General features: G+C 42.1%; 21 protein-coding genes and 3 pseudogenes. 16 read left to right on the forward strand and 8 right to left on the reverse strand.

Annotation, left to right across the window (positions count from 1 at the left end; genetic code table 11):
• Window positions 1-212 precede the first annotated feature (212 nt).
• Entirely contained in the window at window positions 213-428 is a 216-nt protein-coding gene (locus tag NSMM_RS01715) for an AbrB/MazE/SpoVT family DNA-binding domain-containing protein (RefSeq protein WP_090283998.1), read from the forward strand.
• Window positions 425-847 carry a type II toxin-antitoxin system VapC family toxin gene (locus NSMM_RS01720; protein WP_090284000.1) on the forward strand — a complete coding sequence of 141 codons (423 nt, stop codon included), beginning with the start codon at window positions 425-427 and terminating at the stop codon, window positions 845-847. Before NSMM_RS01715 ends, NSMM_RS01720 begins: the two co-directional genes overlap by 4 nt.
• 124 nt (window positions 848-971) lie before the next feature.
• Here NSMM_RS01720 and NSMM_RS01725 read toward each other — a convergent pair whose 3' ends face one another.
• From NSMM_RS01725 to mazE, 3 genes are all read right to left on the reverse strand, one after another.
• Window positions 972-1,271, reverse strand: a complete 300-nt coding sequence (locus NSMM_RS01725; RefSeq protein WP_245654638.1) for a helix-turn-helix domain-containing transcriptional regulator — start codon at window positions 1,269-1,271, stop codon at window positions 972-974.
• Between the two features lie 333 nt (window positions 1,272-1,604).
• Window positions 1,605-1,946 carry a type II toxin-antitoxin system PemK/MazF family toxin gene (locus NSMM_RS01730; protein WP_090284004.1) on the reverse strand — a complete coding sequence of 114 codons (342 nt, stop codon included), beginning with the start codon at window positions 1,944-1,946 and terminating at the stop codon, window positions 1,605-1,607.
• A complete protein-coding gene (gene mazE / locus NSMM_RS01735) occupies window positions 1,939-2,169 on the reverse strand; it encodes a type II toxin-antitoxin system MazE family antitoxin (RefSeq protein ID WP_176753821.1) in 231 nt (76 codons plus the stop codon). Before mazE ends, NSMM_RS01730 begins: the two co-directional genes overlap by 8 nt.
• A 176-nt stretch (window positions 2,170-2,345) precedes the next feature.
• Here mazE and NSMM_RS01740 point away from each other — a divergent pair, with 176 nt between their 5' ends.
• The 6 genes and pseudogenes from NSMM_RS01740 to NSMM_RS01765 all read left to right on the forward strand — a co-directional run bounded on the left by NSMM_RS01740 (window position 2,346) and on the right by NSMM_RS01765 (window position 6,146).
• Entirely contained in the window at window positions 2,346-3,326 is a 981-nt protein-coding gene (locus NSMM_RS01740; protein ID WP_090284008.1) for a tyrosine-type recombinase/integrase, read from the forward strand.
• 85 nt (window positions 3,327-3,411) lie between these two features.
• Window positions 3,412-3,867, forward strand: coding sequence for an antitoxin Xre/MbcA/ParS toxin-binding domain-containing protein (locus NSMM_RS01745; protein ID WP_245654639.1), 456 nt, complete (start codon window positions 3,412-3,414; stop codon window positions 3,865-3,867).
• Window positions 3,867-4,325, forward strand: coding sequence for an RES family NAD+ phosphorylase (locus tag NSMM_RS01750; RefSeq protein WP_090284010.1), 459 nt, complete (start codon window positions 3,867-3,869; stop codon window positions 4,323-4,325). Before NSMM_RS01745 ends, NSMM_RS01750 begins: the two co-directional genes overlap by 1 nt.
• 115 nt (window positions 4,326-4,440) lie before the next feature.
• Window positions 4,441-4,614 (forward strand): annotated as a pseudogene (locus NSMM_RS01755) (Tn3 family transposase); the annotation flags it as partial.
• 116 nt (window positions 4,615-4,730) lie between these two features.
• Complete coding sequence (locus tag NSMM_RS01760) at window positions 4,731-5,342, forward strand: hypothetical protein (protein WP_090284012.1); 612 nt, start codon at window positions 4,731-4,733, stop codon at window positions 5,340-5,342.
• A gap of 99 nt (window positions 5,343-5,441) precedes the next feature.
• Window positions 5,442-6,146, forward strand: a complete 705-nt coding sequence (locus NSMM_RS01765) for an SEL1-like repeat protein (protein ID WP_218120967.1) — start codon at window positions 5,442-5,444, stop codon at window positions 6,144-6,146.
• A 45-nt stretch (window positions 6,147-6,191) separates the two neighbouring features.
• Here NSMM_RS01765 and NSMM_RS01770 read toward each other — a convergent pair whose 3' ends face one another.
• Complete coding sequence (locus NSMM_RS01770) at window positions 6,192-6,731, reverse strand: hypothetical protein (protein ID WP_090284016.1); 540 nt, start codon at window positions 6,729-6,731, stop codon at window positions 6,192-6,194.
• A 27-nt stretch (window positions 6,732-6,758) separates the two neighbouring features.
• On the opposite strand from NSMM_RS01770, the gene NSMM_RS01775 reads away from it, so the two are divergent.
• The 4 genes from NSMM_RS01775 (at window position 6,759) to NSMM_RS01790 (ending at window position 9,185) form a co-directional block, all read left to right on the forward strand.
• Window positions 6,759-7,499 carry a recombinase family protein gene (locus NSMM_RS01775; protein WP_245654641.1) on the forward strand — a complete coding sequence of 247 codons (741 nt, stop codon included), beginning with the start codon at window positions 6,759-6,761 and terminating at the stop codon, window positions 7,497-7,499.
• Window positions 7,496-7,963, forward strand: coding sequence for a LacI family transcriptional regulator (locus NSMM_RS01780; protein WP_090284018.1), 468 nt, complete (start codon window positions 7,496-7,498; stop codon window positions 7,961-7,963). The genes NSMM_RS01775 and NSMM_RS01780 overlap by 4 nt, the downstream gene beginning before the upstream one ends.
• Before the next feature lie 214 nt (window positions 7,964-8,177).
• Window positions 8,178-8,636 carry a RipA family octameric membrane protein gene (locus NSMM_RS15465; protein ID WP_090284020.1) on the forward strand — a complete coding sequence of 153 codons (459 nt, stop codon included), beginning with the start codon at window positions 8,178-8,180 and terminating at the stop codon, window positions 8,634-8,636.
• A gap of 78 nt (window positions 8,637-8,714) precedes the next feature.
• Entirely contained in the window at window positions 8,715-9,185 is a 471-nt protein-coding gene (locus NSMM_RS01790) for a toll/interleukin-1 receptor domain-containing protein (protein ID WP_090284022.1), read from the forward strand.
• 131 nt (window positions 9,186-9,316) lie between these two features.
• Here the strand turns inward: NSMM_RS01790 and NSMM_RS16300 are convergent.
• A pseudogene (locus NSMM_RS16300) lies at window positions 9,317-9,506 on the reverse strand (IS1380 family transposase); the annotation flags it as partial.
• A 130-nt stretch (window positions 9,507-9,636) separates the two neighbouring features.
• Between NSMM_RS16300 and NSMM_RS01795 the strand changes: the two are divergent.
• Window positions 9,637-10,476: a DUF4062 domain-containing protein gene (locus tag NSMM_RS01795; RefSeq protein WP_090284024.1), complete on the forward strand. Its 840-nt coding sequence runs from the start codon at window positions 9,637-9,639 to the stop codon at window positions 10,474-10,476.
• A 128-nt stretch (window positions 10,477-10,604) separates the two neighbouring features.
• Here the strand turns inward: NSMM_RS01795 and NSMM_RS01800 are convergent.
• Window positions 10,605-10,754 (reverse strand): annotated as a pseudogene (locus tag NSMM_RS01800) (IS5/IS1182 family transposase); the annotation flags it as partial.
• Between the two features lie 364 nt (window positions 10,755-11,118).
• Here NSMM_RS01800 and NSMM_RS01805 point away from each other — a divergent pair.
• Window positions 11,119-12,018, forward strand: coding sequence for a cation diffusion facilitator family transporter (locus tag NSMM_RS01805; protein WP_090284026.1), 900 nt, complete (start codon window positions 11,119-11,121; stop codon window positions 12,016-12,018).
• 77 nt (window positions 12,019-12,095) lie between these two features.
• Here NSMM_RS01805 and NSMM_RS01810 read toward each other — a convergent pair whose 3' ends face one another.
• A complete protein-coding gene (locus tag NSMM_RS01810; RefSeq protein WP_090284028.1) occupies window positions 12,096-12,656 on the reverse strand; it encodes a recombinase family protein in 561 nt (186 codons plus the stop codon).
• A 474-nt stretch (window positions 12,657-13,130) separates the two neighbouring features.
• On the opposite strand from NSMM_RS01810, the gene NSMM_RS01815 reads away from it, so the two are divergent.
• Both NSMM_RS01815 and NSMM_RS01820 read left to right on the forward strand, forming a co-directional pair.
• Window positions 13,131-13,424 carry a type II toxin-antitoxin system Phd/YefM family antitoxin gene (locus NSMM_RS01815; RefSeq protein WP_090284031.1) on the forward strand — a complete coding sequence of 98 codons (294 nt, stop codon included), beginning with the start codon at window positions 13,131-13,133 and terminating at the stop codon, window positions 13,422-13,424.
• Window positions 13,405-13,659 (forward strand): type II toxin-antitoxin system RelE/ParE family toxin, encoded by a 255-nt coding sequence (locus NSMM_RS01820; RefSeq protein ID WP_090284033.1) that lies wholly within the window; start codon window positions 13,405-13,407, stop codon window positions 13,657-13,659. Before NSMM_RS01815 ends, NSMM_RS01820 begins: the two co-directional genes overlap by 20 nt.
• A 58-nt stretch (window positions 13,660-13,717) precedes the next feature.
• Here the strand turns inward: NSMM_RS01820 and NSMM_RS01825 are convergent, their stop codons facing one another.
• Window positions 13,718-14,959: an efflux RND transporter periplasmic adaptor subunit gene (locus NSMM_RS01825; protein ID WP_090284035.1), complete on the reverse strand. Its 1,242-nt coding sequence runs from the start codon at window positions 14,957-14,959 to the stop codon at window positions 13,718-13,720.
• Between the last annotated feature and the right edge of the window lie 25 nt (window positions 14,960-14,984).

Below are 14,984 nucleotides of genomic sequence, written 5' to 3' on the forward strand. Positions count from 1 at the left end.
CAATTTAAACGGGATTATAAGCGGGAACTGAAAGGCCGCCACCGCGCGACGTTAGAAACTGCCTTGGTTGAAATATTGCAAACCATTTTAGAAACAATAAGAAAGAAGATTCACATTACAATTGCCTTAAAAATTTAGTTTTACTAATGACGATAAGTAAAATACAATGTATCTTTACAACATGATAATAGTAAAGACTGCGGAGGTTTACGATGCCAAGAGTAAGTGCAAAAAGACAAATTACATTACCTGTTGCCGATTGTGAAGAACTAGGCATCCAGCCAGGTGATGAAGTGGAAATTTTCCGTCATGGGAATCAATTCAATATCATTAAAAAAGAGGTTGGTGTGGCAGCGGGTCTACTAAAGGGAACCAAAGTAAACCATGCTGTCAGCGATGGTCAGTCAAGACAGAACCATTTTGAATGATTTCAATAGATACCAATGTGTTACTTCGGTATCTATTGGCAGACGATGCAGTTCAACATGCAAAGGCAAAAAGCTTAATTAAAAATAAATGCTCTGTATTGATTACAGATGTTGTTTTAGCTGAGACAGTGTGGACACTAACTGGAAAACGATACAACCTAGACAAAGCCGCTGTATGTGTTGTTGTGCGCGGCTTGATTAGTGATGGCGCTTTTATCTTTGAGAACTCCCAAGTGATTTGGTCTGCACTGTGCGATTATGAAGAAGCTAAGGCAGTAAGTGGCAAAGAACTCGATTTTGCCGATTCACTCATTGTCAACAAATCGCACTTTGTCGCAGAGGATATCGGCTCTTCATTGTCAGCTTTCTACAGTTTTGATAAAGCGGTAACACAATTAAAAAATGCCGGAAGTTTGTAAACTAGGCTGGTTAAATATTGTAAATCAATCTGTTAATGGTGTATTTCCAATTTCCTATAATATCTATTATGTTAAATAGTAAACGGATTATAGTAAAGGGTTTACGGCTTTCTAAACCTGAACACTACTTCGCATGAATATCTAATCCTTGCGGTGTAAGACTGTATCCCATAGCATTCATAATTGCATTAACATTTTCAAACTTGGGGTTTTCTTTTTCTGATAGGGCTTTTTGAATGCAATTACGTGTAATTTCTGTTTTCTGTGCCGATGTTGAGATATCTTTGACGCGAGCAATCATACGTAATTGAGAGAGCAAAGCCGCAGTACAACTATCCTTTGCGTATTCTTCGAAAGCAATAGAAAGATAGCCATCAATCTCTTCAGGATGATTACGGTAATACCCCCCTTCAGTTTCATCCAATGTTCTGTAGGTACGTTCTTGGCTCTGTCTCATTAAGCGCAAATACACATATTTGGCACAGTTTCACCCTATAAATCATTTAATCAAATGAAATAAAATTCATAATTCATAAAAACCAGCCTCTGAATCGCGCTGTATCGGATTATTTTTAGACGGTCTATAGGAAAGTATGGTGGGAATTTACATGCCATTAATTAGCCATATATTGCGTTATGAGACCAGTATAAAATAACTTATTTATATTCAATACTATAATTACTAATTTGTTCCGGATAAATCGCTTGATCCATCTGCCTAGCAAATAAGGTTATCTGAAAAAAGACGACTACCAGCTTACAGATCAAAGACGATAATTAAAGCTGCTTTGATAAGAGCCCTATATTGACTTTCAATCCTGCCTTGTTTCTTTCTGATGCGTGAAATATCAACCGCGCGTAGTTGCTTGAGGTTGATATGACGATCCTTATCCAGACCATTTTTTTCTGTGGGCTCCAGATTCACTGCAAACGGCCAGGGTTTATGCTGAGGGAGTAAAGGGGCAACTATCAATGTTCTGGATTGAACGTTAACCAGGTCACTTTGAATAATTACACATGGCCTTAGTTTTCTTGTTTCCGCACCCTTTGACGGTTCAAGGTCGATCCAATAAATATCCAGTTGCTTCAATTCAGACATCAGATAACCCATCTTTCAGCGTACTTTCCCAGACCTGTAATTCTTCTTGATAGTTTGTATCTTCTGCTTCTTCCTGATTCGCTTTACGTAACGCTGCCTGAAGGGAATTTCTACGTTCCTGCTTTAAGAGCTGATTAACGTAGGCACTACGATTGCTACTTGCGACATCGTTTAAAAAAGCAAAGGTTTCTTCGTCTAGCGTAATAGTCACTCTATGAGTCATGATATTTCTCATACTATTTAGTAATCTTAAAAGTAAGATTATATAACGATACTTATAAGTATGTGATTAGTCGCTTCATAATCAGTAATTATTTACAGACAATATTGAGTGACTAGAATGGTAAGATTCTATTCTTAACTATTGATAAGGTATTTTATCAATAGTAGAATATTAAAATGGATAAATCTAACTTCTCAAATAAAAGTCTTCCAATCAACTTGGATTCCGCAACTCGAATTCTTGATCTGGCAGAATTTCAACAATTGTCAGAAATTCCAGTTGAGTTGGAATGGTATGCAAATCTGGACAATGAAAATACAAAACGCACTTACAAAAATGCATTACGTGATTTCATGCAATTTACTGGCATTTGTAACCCAGAGGAATTCAGGGTAGTGACTCGTGCGCATATCATTGCATTTCGAAATGAGCTGAAGAAACGTGATCTCTCCGGGTCAACCATTCGGAACAAATTAGCTTCTATTTCATCTTTATTCGAGTATCTGTGTGACAAGAACGCTGTTACCCATAACCCGGTCAAAGGTACAAAACGCCCACCTGTAGAAAGCTATGAAGGTAAATCTCCTGCTTTGGGAGATCATCAGGCCAGAGCACTTCTGGAGTCACCAAAAGATACAACACTCAAGGCAAAGCGAGATCGGGCAATCTTGGCTGTCTTACTTTACCACGCGTTGCGCCGGGGTGAGCTTTGCAAACTTAAGATAAAAGATGTGCGGCAAGAGCGCCGGGGTGTGATGCATATGAAGGTATCAGGGAAAGGGGGTAAAGACCGATACTTACCTATCCATCCTGTGGTAAGTGGATTGATACATGATTACCTGGAAGAATCTGGTCATGGGCTTGATGAATCAGGCTCATTATTTAAGTCACTTTCTAATAATCGTAGTATTAACGAAACTGCCGGTCTTACTGCTGATGCCATCTACAAAATAGTGAGATTTTATTCGGAGAGCCTTGGATTTAGGATTGGCGTTCATTCTCTACGTGCAACCGCAGCCACTAATGCACTAGAACACGATGCAGATATTGCCAAGGTGCAGGAATGGTTAGGACATGCCAATATTTCAACGACTCGGATTTATGATCACCGAAAAATGAGGCCAGAAGATAGTCCGACGTTTAAGGTAAGTTATTAATTACCATAGGGCTCACTTGCTGAAATCCTTATCAAGAGTATAATCAAATGACTATGATATTTTATTCATTTGATGGTATTAAGTAATGGACACTGACTTAAAGCAAACTAAACAAAAGAAAGAACCGACCGAACATTCTTTCCAGGAATGGGGAACAATGATCCAGAAGATGTCTCCGGCAAAGAGAATTGAAATGGTACGAGGTGGAGTAAAAGTAGCCCATTTAGTTGGAGCGGGTCGCTATTACAATATATCTCAAGCAAAGCTTTCAAAATTAATGGGTATCTCTGATGCAACTATTACCCGAAAGATTAAATCGGGTGGAAAGCTTGGTCCTTTGGAGTCCGAGAGATTGGCACGGATTGCACTTATCGAAGCTGATGCAGAAAAGGTCTTTGATTCGTCAGATCTGGCAAGACGTTGGATGCTTGAATCTAATCTGGCTTTAGGCGAATCCCCTCTATCATTGCTTGACACGGATATTGGCGCCGATGAGGTCAGGAAAGTTTTGGCTTCCATTGCTTATGGCGGTGTCGCTTAGTGTTTTCCTGGAGGATTTCCAGGAAAGAATTTGCTCTCGACCGTACCGGATACGGAGCCAGCATCAAAGGGCAACGCTGGAATAGTGCTGGTATACCTGCAATTTATGCGGGCCTCTCGCTGGAAATTGCAGCACTGGAAAAGCTAGTACATACAGGATCGATTCTTCCATTGAACCTAGTGGTCGTCAGAATCACTTTACCTGATGAGAATAATCTCTATGAAACTCCACCAATCAATGCTTTCCCAGATGATTGGAATGCCCTTCCCGGATCACCAACAGCAGCAGCTTATGGTGATTCATTCTTACGCAAAGGAAAATATCTTGGTCTAATTGTGCCCTCTGCGGTGATCCAAGAAGCCAGAAACATACTTATCAATCCAAATCATCCTGCGATGAAAGCAACCGAAATTGAAATTGTTCGTGAATTCACATTCGATTCCAGACTCAGCTCCTAATGCGACAGAACCCCTTTTTGAGTATGATCATAGCCATTGCTATGCAAAATAAGGATCAGTTGAAGATAATTAAGTACAATCATCTAATTGCCAATCTGATGATTTTCATAACTGTCATACGATGACGCAGGCATTCAAGGAATTGGAAGCTGACGGGATGAAGTTGACACCAGAATTGGTCGCTGTGTTTAGTCCATGTCGGACGCATCACGCCAATCGTTTCGGCACGTACGAGCTTCGGGAACGGGATTTGGAGCCGATTGGCTACGGAGTGACATTCCTGATGTAACGAAATCAGAGATGTTACTCATTTACGCAGGAATCCTTACGATACCCCAAGTTATAAGTGCAAAATAAAAGAAGATAGCCTTAGAGAGAAGGCAAAGATAAAGGGGAGATGAACGTATGAAAAATTTAGTTATTTCTGCAAAAAAAATAATAATTCTGGTGGTAATGTTTCTAACAGGGTGTACATCCATGGCCCAAATGCAATCGGCAATGAATGAAATAGATTATTTTTGGGGAGATGCAAATCAAAAGATTCTAAACACGGATGGCGCCAGAATATACTCTGCTACAAAGAGCGAAGTTCTCAAGGCCGCTAATGCAGCTGCCGTCAAACTTGGATTCAAAACAAGCTATTATACTGACCGCATAAATATGGTCGCTCAAATACCGACCCCATTCACTAAAGAAGAATATGCATCTATTAAAAAAGTGGAAGAGACAATGATGCAAGCAATAGCCGCAAAGCATGTCGGGAAATTCACTTCAAATTTTTTCACATTATCTGATAAAGATTTTAATATTATCGCTGATTTTTTAGTGTCAGACCACACTGCAAATCAGATTGTCATTGAAGGAAAGTCATTAGTAGCGATTTCGTTCTCTTTGGAATTCACTGGCAATGCTTACGGCATGATATACGGTCATAATCCTCCGCCAGAGGCACTAAGAAAAGGATTAAAGAAATATTGGGATACATTTGAAAATGAATTGGGAAAGACATCTGACTAAATTGAATCGGTGCACACTTTGAATTCACAATATTGGATAAAACATATACTTGTAAATATACTGATATTTTCATTTATTTTGTCAGGGTGTACTGCGTCAATGAGAAGAGCTATGGCTGAGCCTCCTTCTTTTGACTTAGGAATGAAATATCTTAATGATAAAAATTTTGAGAAGGCATCATATTTTTTTGCTGAATTGGCGAAAGAAGGCAATCCTGCATCAATGAATAATTTGGGTGTAGCACTTTTAATGGTTAATAGAAAAGAGGAGGCAATATACTGGTTCCAACAAGCAACAAAATATGGCGATAAAACTGCTCCTCAAAACCTTGTTTCTTTGGGGGAATCAGTTCCTTCTGCAGATTTAGTAGGAACACATCAGTCTCAAATAAACGAAGTCAATAAAAATGAGTTTATTAATAACCTTATTTATGCGTCGATCATAGGTGTTGCTTTAGGTGTGTCATTAAAATACAACCAACATTCATCAAGAACATATAATTTAAACGGGTATTCATCCTATACCTCTCCGACAATTGGCAACACTGCGCCATCTATTTATTTGAAAAAAGGCTGTGAGTCTGATTATATCTGCGGAATTGGTTTTAAGTGTGTGAAAGCTCCGTTTAAAAGTAGTGGAGTTTGTATGAAAAATGTCGATGAATATGGCATCAAACAGTATAATTCGCCGGAATCGAATAGTGTCGGTCCAAATCTAGACCTTGATGGCCAATGCTCATTCGACACAGATTGTCCAATAGGGTTTAAATGTGACCGCGAATATAAGGCATGTATAAAAAGATAAAATAAAAAAGAAGAATATATTAAGGTATTTTAGTTCTTTTCCGTTTCATTCCAATTTTTCTCTCTCGTTAAAACGCATGCCAGGCACACTTGCTGTCGGATGCTTCGAAGCGTAGTCGGCAATCACGGCAACCAGTCGGTCAAGGATCTCGTCAAACCCGGAAAAATCGAGAGTGGAAGCATTCTTCGCGACCACGTCGCGCGCAAAGGCTGCCTTGCCATAGTGCTTGGTATTATCAAATTCCTGCGGTTTATCCGATAAATTAAATGACTTACCGCTCAACTTCTCCTCCCGTGTGGTAGATTGAAAAAAATCCTCTATCTTCGTCGAATCGACGTTTAATCCACGCGGCGTCGGCACAACGTACAGATTTCTTGTCACATGTATAAACTCTTCCTTCCCCGTTGGCTTGCGCTTTTTAGTAATCCCAACGATAGCGCCGAACACGGGATTGGCACCCTTGTCGTTGTCGATTAAAAGGATGACTGGGAATTTTGGTAGTTCTGCCTTGAACTTCGTCTCGACATCACTGTAGTAGTGTTTGATGAGTTTGCACAGTCCGCCAACACCGCCAGTAATTTCCATAACGACGCTGGTTCGACTCTCTGAGTATTGGTCAAGGAATTGAGGCTGGATGGTGTAACTTCGAAATCCTGGACTACGCAGGATGGCAAAGTCCGTGAGGGTAAGCCCATCGACAAAAGTTTGATCTACAAACTACTCAACAATCGCACCTATCTTGGTGAACTGCGCCACAAAGAGCAGTGGTATCCGGCTGAACATATGCCTATCATCAATCCTGAGTTGTGGGACAAAGTACAGGCAATTCTGGCTAGCAACGGAAGGGTGCGTGGCAATGCTACTCGGGCAAAGGTGCCGTATCTGCTTAAAGGGATAGTATTTGGTAATGACGGCCGCGCTTTGTCACCGTGGCATACGACCAAGAAGAACGGGCGTCGTTACCGCTACTACATCCCGCAGCGTGATGCCAAGGAACATGCGGGTGCATCGGGATTGCCGCGGCTGCCTGCTACAGAGTTGGAATCAGCGGTGCTCGACCAGTTGCGTGCGACATTACGCTCACCTGATCTGCTGAGTGAAGTGTTGCCCCAGGCAACCAAGCTTGATCCGGCCTTGGATGAGGCTAAAGTGACTGTGGCCATGACGCGGCTAGATGCGATCTGGGGACAACTGTTTCCAGCGGAGCAGGCGCGTATCGTCAAATTGCTAGTCGAGAAAGTCATTGTTTCGCCAAACGATCTCGAGGTGCGGCTGCGTGCCAACGGCATTGAGCGACTGGTGCTGGAAATGAGTCCGAAGCCAATCGCACAGCAAGAGGAGGCATTGGCATGAGCGATATTAGAATCCACAAAACAGGAGAACCGGATGTTATCGCATCTAGCGACGGTAAACTGACCTTGTCTGTACCGATTCAGATCAAACGCCGCAGCGGGCGTAAGCTGGTCACATTGCCCAATGGTGAAACTGCAAAGGCTCGGCCTTGGCACACGGCGGCGACACCACTGCAACTGGCCTTGGCTAGAGGTCACCGTTGGCTGGCCATGCTGGAATCTGGCGGAGTCAAATCGCTTAAAGAGATTGCTGTCCACGAAGGGGTAGACAGCAGCTATGTCAGTCGCATGATTAACTTGACTACGCTTACGCCGGACATTGTGGCTGCGATTCTGGATGATGTATTGCCGAATGACATCACGCTGTTCGATCTGGCGGTGGATCCGCCGGCGTTGTGGGAGGAGCAGCGGGCGAGGATAAGCTGTGATTCTTTTACACGAACTATTACAGTTTATTCAAGATAATAAACCAGGGGCCTATTTTTTTCTCAGTTACTTTCTGAGCTTATTCATCATATTTGTGGATCTAACTAAGTTTGTTATTATGAAAACTAAATCGACGGTATTCTACAAAGCAGAAGGAGATAGCATGCAGCTTGCAGTGATAGATCTCATTTTTGACGTAATACATTGCGTCATTTCAGAGGTCTAATTCTAGTTAGATTCTAAGAAACATCTTATGCAAGAGCATACTACTGACAGATTGTGGCAGCATGCGTTGCACGAGGACAATCTCTTTAATAGTCGTCTTGGCGGTTTTCTAACGTTCCAGTCGCTGCTGCTAGCTACTTCAGGGCTAGTCATAAATGCAAATGTCGGACAAGTCGCGTCTTTCGTGATATTTCTCTGCGTAGTAGGCATAGCATTGTCTGGAATTTGGTTTTTTATTCTACTGAGGCAGAGTCGCAATATTGATATTCTTGTTTCTAGATGTCGTGAAGCATATCCTGAGTTTAGAGAAACTACAGACCTGATGTATGCCGGACTGTTGGGGCGATACTTAAAGGCACCAACGGTTTCAGTGATGATCCCGGTTCTCGTTATGGTGATTTGGATAGGTCTATTTGTTTATTCAGGAACTTTTGTCGCGGACGATTCAGGAATCGAATCTAACACGGCGACGGAGCCCGACGCTTGACCGCTCGCTCCCTTCGCTTCCGCTCCAGTCGGTCGCCGTCAAGCGCGGCTCATCGCTAACGTTAGACGGAGAAGAGCCATGGCCACGAAGCTGTTCCTGAGTCATGCTCACGATGAGGCCGAGTTCGCTCTGAAGTTCGCGGATTGGCTTGAGGTGGCATTTTCTCGGTCAGTGGAAGTTATCTGCACATCGCGGCCAAGTCATCGGATTGGAAGCGGGCACATGGTAACCACCGGCATCATGAAGCATCTCCGAGACTCGAAGGTGGCGTTGTCATTGCTAACCCCTCACGGCGTCAGCAACCCCTGGCTGTTCTACGAGATGGGAGCGGCCCATGCGCTGGAATTGGTCTTTATCCCATGCCTCGCTCGTGGCTCGCGTTTCTCGGACCTGCCTCCACAGGCATGGGAGTACCAGGGTGCTGAATTATACTCTGATGCCGACTTAGCCAAGTTTGTTCGTGATCTTGCCCACATACTCAAACTCGAATGTCCTAAGATGATTCACGCGAAGGCCATACTGGGTATTCTGTCGAGTGAGGCCGTCTAATCAGGTAACTGGGGTTTCTCACCCCCAGTCCCCACACCACCTTACAAGCGGGTCCGCAAACGGCGGTTCATTTTTAACTTATCCGTTAGGGTAATGTACCTTGATCCATCCGTCTCGAAGTGAAACCAACGTTCAAAGTAGGAAGCATGGCGGGAATCCTGAATCGTGCCTGCAACGAGCAATCAGCCCACGTTGCTTGTCGACCCCTCGCAACTGTACGGCTCCAAAATCTGAAGATAGTGCACCTCCTTCAAAGTCAGCGCGTACTGAGAATCCATCAAAAGCTGGAAATCGTAATTGGCTCGGGATAGAATCTTTCATGGGAGGTTTCGTTTAAGTTTTAAACGAAGCGTTATTGGAGCAACTCTTGATTATATCAATTAGTTAGGCGAGATTTTCCTATTTTTATGAAATATTCTGGCTAGTTACGTTTACAACAATGGATTGTGCCATGAGTTACGAATCAAAGGTCTACAACGTGATGATTGCATCGCCAGGTGATGTCGCCTCGGAGCGAGCAATAATTCGTGATGTCGTTTATGAGTGGAATGCCGTTCACTCACAGGCACGATCAATAGTCTTGCTTCCAGTTGGCTGGGAGAGTCACTCATCGCCCGAGATGGGAGACTCTTCGCAGAATATTATCAATAACCAGGTTTTGGAAAGATGCGATCTTCTTGTCGGTGTTTTTTGGACGCGAATTGGTACGCCAACCACAGATTATGCAAGTGGTACAGTTGAAGAAATTGAAAGGCATATGCAATTTGGAAAGCCAACAATGCTTTACTTTTCGAGCCAGCCTGTAGTCTTTGATATGGTAGAATCTGAACAGATTGAACAGTTGAAAGAATTCAAAAATTCATGCAAAAACCGAGGGCTATACGAAAGTTATGATAGTTTGACTGGGTTCAAGGATAAATTTTACCGACAGCTTCAGTTAAAGATGTACGAACATCCGATGTTCAAGCCGGATACAGAATCAGACAATATTCACGTAGTAGAGTCTAAAACACCATTCCCAGAACTTACGAACGAAGCCAAGGTTCTGCTCAAGGAAGCCAGTAAAGATAGGAATGGAACAATACTATACCTTCGCCATCTGGGAGGAACGGACATCCAAACAAACGGCAAAAACCTTATTGGCTCGAATGAGAGAAAAGAGGTTGCACTTTGGGAGGGGGCGTTACAGGAGCTCATCGAGAAAGGTTTCGTGATAGAGCGCGGTCATAAAGGTCAGGTTTTCGAGATCAGCAACGAGGGTTATCAGATCGCTGACATGATCGAATTATGAAAACGTAACAAAGCCAATCACAGCGACATCTTTTTCGTTGCGGCTTCGCCTACACTACAAAGCTGCGCATGTTGGCGGCGTTAGCCCACCATCACAACCACACAATAAACAGTGAGTCTGTTGACATTTCATATAGGTAGCCACAGATATCCACACGCCATGGCTACCATACTCTCAAAATTTCTCTTCAATTTGTCGTATCGTGTTGCCACTGCGCGATACTGCTTTAATCGCGCAAAAGTGTTTTTCATCAAATGCCGATATTTATGCAAGCCCCAATGCCTGCATCGCGGCAGCCAATACTCTTTTAATTATGTGTGCTCAACCGCACAGAAAACCCTGTATAAAAGAGCGACAATACATGCACATAATTCATTCTTTCTTGATGAGTTCGAAACGAATTATCCGCACCAGCCCGAGTGCATGCTCACACTTAGTCGGAGGGCTGGATTATCATCTCAATCTGGTGCGCGTCTCCCTTATCCCCTTCTACTCCGCGCACCAGATTTCTTTTCTATGGGCGAAATTGTATAGCTGAATCTATCCTGGGCCATACCTCGGATGATTCCGTACGGTTTTGCCCACCCGTTTTAATAGACAATGCCCAGACACATTTACACAAAATCTAGGACACCCTCAATCATGGAACACAACCACGATACCGAAAGTATGGGTGATAAGCGACTGGCTACTGCAATTGCAGTTAATGTAATGCTGACTGTGGCCCAAGTCATTGGTGGAACTATCTCCGGTAGTTTGTCGCTTATTGCCGATGCGCTACATAACTTAAGCGATGCGGCTGCGCTTGGTATTGCGTTGTTTGCACGCAAAATCGGCCGCAAACCACCGGACAAGTTCAAAACTTTTGGTTATAAGCGAGCCGAAATTATTGCTGCACTTATCAATCTTACTACGCTGATTATTATTGGCTTATATCTTACCTATCAAGCAATATGGCGCTTTGTAGAACCGGAGCTGATCGAGGGTTGGATAGTTGTGATTGTAGCGGGAATTGCGCTCTGTGTAGATGTGATAACCGCCGCTTTAACCTACACCATGTCAAAGAAGAGCATGAATATCAAAGCCGCTTTTTTACATAATGTATCGGACGCATTGGCGTCTGTAGGTGTTCTCATTGCCGGGACACTCATTTTGCTCTATGGTTGGTATTGGACTGATACGCTATTAACCCTGGTAATCGCAGGCTACGTGTTATGGCAGGGCTTCACCATGTTGCCAAAAACCATGCACCTGCTTATGGAAGGAACACCGGATCACCTTTCAATTGAAGAAGTTATCAAGTCAATGGAATCAGTAGAAGGTGTGAAAAACATCCATCATGTTCACATATGGCAACTTGACGAACATCTCAACGCACTGGAAGCTCATGTGGTAGTAAACTCCAATGAACTATCCCAAATTGAAGAAATTAAAAGTGTACTCAAGAAATTGCTTTCAGATCGCTTCGAGATTGGCCATTCGACATTGGAGTTTGAACACCCTGAACAAAATATTTGTGAATCCTATAACCGATCATGCTAATGAAATAAAGCGAGAATGACTATTTTTACTTTTCCCTTCGGAAAGGAAAAGTAAAAAAGAGATAAAATAAAAATCTCTCAAATAGGGGTCTCATGATCTTTGAGTATTTTATAAACGGTTGACCGCCCTATTCCCAGGTTTCTAGCAATATCAGTAGCACCAACGCCCTTATCTTTCATAGCCAGTGCTTTTTCTCGGTCAACAGTCCTTTTCCGACCAAATTTCACTCCCCTGATTTTAGCTTCTACCCGTCCTTCATTTGTTCGATCAAGAATCCTTTGGCGCTCTGCTTGAGCAACAGCTGACAAAATCGTGACAACCATTTTACCCATTGCACCTTCAGTGCTGATGCCATCGTCTAAAAAACGAATGGCAACACCCAGGTTATCGAACTCTTTAATCAAAGCAATCATATCGGCTGTATCTCGACCCAAACGATCCAGTTTCTTAACCAGAATAACATCGCCATGTTCAACTTTAACCCGCAGCAAGCTCAATCCATCGCGATTAACATGACTGCCAGAAGCCGTATCCGCAAAAATACGATTCTTCTCAACCCCTACTTCTCTGAGTGCCTTGATCTGAATATCGAGAGATTGCTGGCTCGTGGATACCCGAGCATAACCAAAGAGTCTCATAAGCTAAAAACTGTCTCCATAATCAATTAATAGAACAAATGTACATTAATATAGAATAAAACGATATAATAGACATTATATTTAGGGCCGGTAGACATGTCCATTAATTTATAAATTTGTAGACACTACGAAATCTACTTTTTAATATATTGCTATGGGTTTTGGGGGAAATTGATGTTTGTAGATTTTCTAACAACGGTGCGGAAAACCCAGTATCTCCAATAAGCCTGTGAACCCAACTTGAATATCCTTGCTTCATTTATCACTTTAATTGCGGCTGGAATTGTTTTGACCATCTATTTGAAAATATTGGTCTTTAAGAAAAGAACTAAAAATCAAAGCGTTAATATGGCGCAACTCCTCCAGCCAACTACTCTGGAGCAAGCCCTCTAAATTTCTTCCGTTAAGCTTGTCAAACCACATACCATTCTATAAACTGATTATAATCTGTAAATAATTTGTTGAGGGATCCGTATGTTTAGAATGAACGCTATAAACCCCGTTTCAGATTTCAGCCGCAAACCTGCGGAGCATATCAAACGCTTAAAAGAAACAGGAAAACCTGAAATATTGACTGTGAACGGTAAAGCCGAATTGGTCATTCAAGATGCTAGAGCCTACGAAGAAATGATAGATTTATTAGAAACGCTGGAGAAAATAGCACAAGCAGCCAAATCTCATGATGAAGGCAAAGGAATTCCTGCTAGTGAGTTTTTTGATAAATTCACAAAGAAACATAACTTGAAGCGTGACGCAATACAAGATTAACATTGCACCAGAAGCTGCAAAAGAAATAGAAAACATTTATCTCTATATTGCCAAGGATTCCTCGAATAATGCGGCCCGTTGGTATTTTTCTATCTATGACAAAATACAAACATTAAAAGATTTTCCTGCACGTTTCCCTATCGCTTTTGAAGATCGTTACTATGACTATGAAATCAGACACTTAATAATAGGGAATTATCGGGTGTTATACCGAATACAGGATAGACCCTTTTAAGACCAAGACTCTTTCTGATATGCACAATTTATATTAATGATATTGTTGTAAAGAAACCCTAATGTTCGTGTGAGGTCTCGCTTTTCTTCATCTCTGCGATCAAGTAATAAGCCTTGTTCCAAGCTACCTGAGTATCATTTGGTAATGGCTCCAGCAGATTGATTTCCACCCATCCTTCATCAGATGCGCCTGTTCTGATTTCTACAGGGGTAAACTCCCACTCCATTTTTCCATCTTCTCGATGTACTTCCGCCTTAAAAATGTAGGTTTTACCTTCTTCCCCAATGATGGCCTCTTCTGGCAGAGCTTTTACTAACGAACTTTCTGTGTAGATTCTTCCATTAATGTACATTCCTGGGATAAGAAGCGGCTCTTTTTGATCAATCTCCGCATGTACATGAACAATCCTAGGATTCTGCTCAAAATTCTTACCGACTGCAGATATTGTGGCAGTTAAATTCTTACCCGGAACCGATTCCACTGTAAAAGATACTTTTTGGCCTTCTCTTATTTTGTACACATCTTTTTCGAAAATCATTAGGTCGGCATGAACATGATCAATATTGATAATCCCAAGTATTTCTGCCTGCGCATCTACAAACTGACCTATCTGTACCAATACTTTTTCAATGTTGCCATCAATGGGACTTACTACTGGCACATCTACATAAATGTTTCCATCCTTAATTTTTTCCACATTCATGCTTAATTGCTTCAGTTGCGCTTCAAAGCCTTTTACTTCCCCTTTAATTGCTTGATAATCAGCTTTTGTTTGCTGATAGGTCTTTCCGGCGCCTACTCCTTCATCATAAAGCCTTTTTTGACGATCGAACTCTTTTCGAAGATATTGCATTTGGCTATAGGCTCTTATATAAGCGGTTTGGAGATTTGTGAGATTAGGGTGTGAAAGATAAGCCAGTACTTGCCCTTTCTTCACTTTCTCTCCTTCTATCACTTTAATGGACGTTATATTGGCGCCTAAAATAGCTGTAACTACGGCCTGATGTTGTGGAAATACCGCCAGCCTCCCATTAATATCTACCACGTCCGATATAGATCGCGTAGGCATACTATCTACCTTGATACCAAGACTATTAAACTTTGAGGTGGATAGATGCACCGTTCCTAATCCTCCTTCTTCATGATCTTCATGAGCATGTTCATTGTGAGAATTACTTTTTGAGGGCTCTTGATGATTGCTTTTGCCAGAATCATTGATATCATCTGATTTGCCGCTACAGCCGTTAAATAAAGATACTGCCAACATCAAAACAAGTAGATATGGGATGTAAACTCTCATGTTAATTTATTCTTTATCCATTTGA

This window comes from Nitrosomonas mobilis (genome assembly GCF_900103035.1).
GTDB classification, from domain to species: Bacteria; Pseudomonadota; Gammaproteobacteria; order Burkholderiales; family Nitrosomonadaceae; genus Nitrosomonas; species Nitrosomonas mobilis.